3 protein-coding genes are annotated in these 1,567 nt (G+C 64.6%); 1 reads left to right on the forward strand and 2 read right to left on the reverse strand.

Annotated elements, in window-relative coordinates; all coding sequences use genetic code 11:
- Positions 1 to 547: FAD-dependent oxidoreductase (locus tag AC1D1P_RS22930; RefSeq protein WP_477674580.1), on the forward strand; the 547-nt coding region annotated here is incomplete at its 5' end.
- Between the two features lie 95 nt (positions 548 to 642).
- Here the strand turns inward: AC1D1P_RS22930 and AC1D1P_RS22935 are convergent.
- A complete protein-coding gene (locus AC1D1P_RS22935) occupies positions 643 to 1,275 on the reverse strand; it encodes a glutathione S-transferase family protein (protein ID WP_477669021.1) in 633 nt (210 codons plus the stop codon).
- Between the two features lie 27 nt (positions 1,276 to 1,302).
- Positions 1,303 to 1,567: HAD family hydrolase (locus AC1D1P_RS22940; RefSeq protein WP_477674581.1), on the reverse strand; the 265-nt coding region annotated here is incomplete at its 5' end.

A 1,567-nucleotide genomic window follows, 5' to 3' on the forward strand; every position in this document is an offset into this window, starting at 1 on the left:
GGTCAACACCGACATCAGCGCAGCCTTCGACTGCTTGGTGCTGGCCTGCCCGCCCCATGAAGCGGCGCGGCTTGTGGAAAGCAGCGGCCTGCAACCCGGCGACTGGCTGGCGCAGGCGAAAGGCCTTCAACACGAAGCGCTGACCACGGTCTACGCCTGGGCGGCAGGCGTGCGCCTTCAGCAGCCCATGCTGGCCTTACGCGCCGATGCGACCGGACCCGCGCAATTTGTGTTCGACCGCGGGCAACTGGGCGGGCCCACCGGCCTGCTGGCTTTTGTGATCAGCGCCAGCACGGGCGATGGCACGACGCTGGCTGCACAGGTACTGGCGCAGGCGGCACAGCAGCTGGGCCTGGACACCTTGCAGGTGGTGCAAACCATCGTGGAAAAGCGTGCGACTTTTGCCTGCACGCCGGGCCTGCTGCGCCCGGCAATCGAGGTAGCACCAGGTCTTTATGCCTGCGGCGATTACATCGCCGGGCCTTATCCGGCCACGCTGGAGGGAGCCGTGCGCTCGGGGCTGGAAGCGGCGCAGCGCCTGCATTGATCTGCCCCGGCACATCCGCGGCTCGCGGTCATCGCGACCACGTCGCCCGTATTGCTATCAATTAAATAGCTGCTTGCGCACAGCCACAATGGGTTTCAGGCACTTTTCGCCATAAATCTCACCGCGCGGTACGCCGGACGCGCAAGACAGCGCTTGAGCCACTCGTCCACTGCCGGGCATTGCGCCATCAGGCCCGCAGCGCCCTGAATCCACGCCAGCACGGAAGCCACGCAGATATCGGCCGCCGTAAAGCGTTCACCCGCCAGGTAGCTGCGCGACTGCAAATGCTGTTCGAGCACCCGCAGCGGGCCCAGCAGATGCCGCTCGGCGTCCTCGGCCAGCTGGGGCTTGCGGCGCTCTGTCGGCATCATGATGCGGTGCATCAGGAACGCCAGGGCGTCTTTTTCGCACTCGGTCACCACCCAGAAGCTCCAGCGCAGGATGTCTGCCTGCTCCGCGGAACTCTGCGCGGCAAGGCCGGATGCATCAGCGCTTTTGAATCGCTCGGCCAGGTAAAGCACGCAGGCCATGGACTCCCAGACCAGGACCCCATCGTCATCCACCACGGGGATCCGGCCGTTCGGGTTGATGGCAAGAAACTCCGGCGTGCGCGTAGCGCCGCCCACATACGGCAACGCAATGTGCTCATAGGACAAGCCCATTTCCTGTGCCGTCCACAGGGGACGCGCTGCGCGCGAAGCGGCTGTGCCGTAGATTTTGAGTGTCATCGCAAGCGCCTCTTGAAAGTCAACCGTTCACTGCGGGAACAAATCGCACAGCTCTGTCAGCGTGGTCACCGTTTCGTGCGGCACCGCGGGGTGTGCCCACATCTGGTCAGAGCGATTCACCCACACCGTCTGCATGCCGCAATTAAGCGCGCCCAGCACGTCCAGTGTGGCGTCGTCACCCACATGCAATACTTCCTGGGGCAGTACCTCCACGGCCCCAGCTGCCGCATGAAAAATGCGCGGGTCGGGCTTGCCCACACCGAACTGCTGGGCGCTGATGGCCGCCCTGAAA

This window comes from Polaromonas sp. P1_E1_2 (assembly GCF_056406035.1).

Excerpts from the sequence above, each read along its gene's own strand:
- AC1D1P_RS22935 (WP_477669021.1), bottom strand. The coding sequence starts at position 1,275 with ATGACACTCAAAATCTACGGCACAGCCGCTTCGCGCGCAGCGCGTCCC.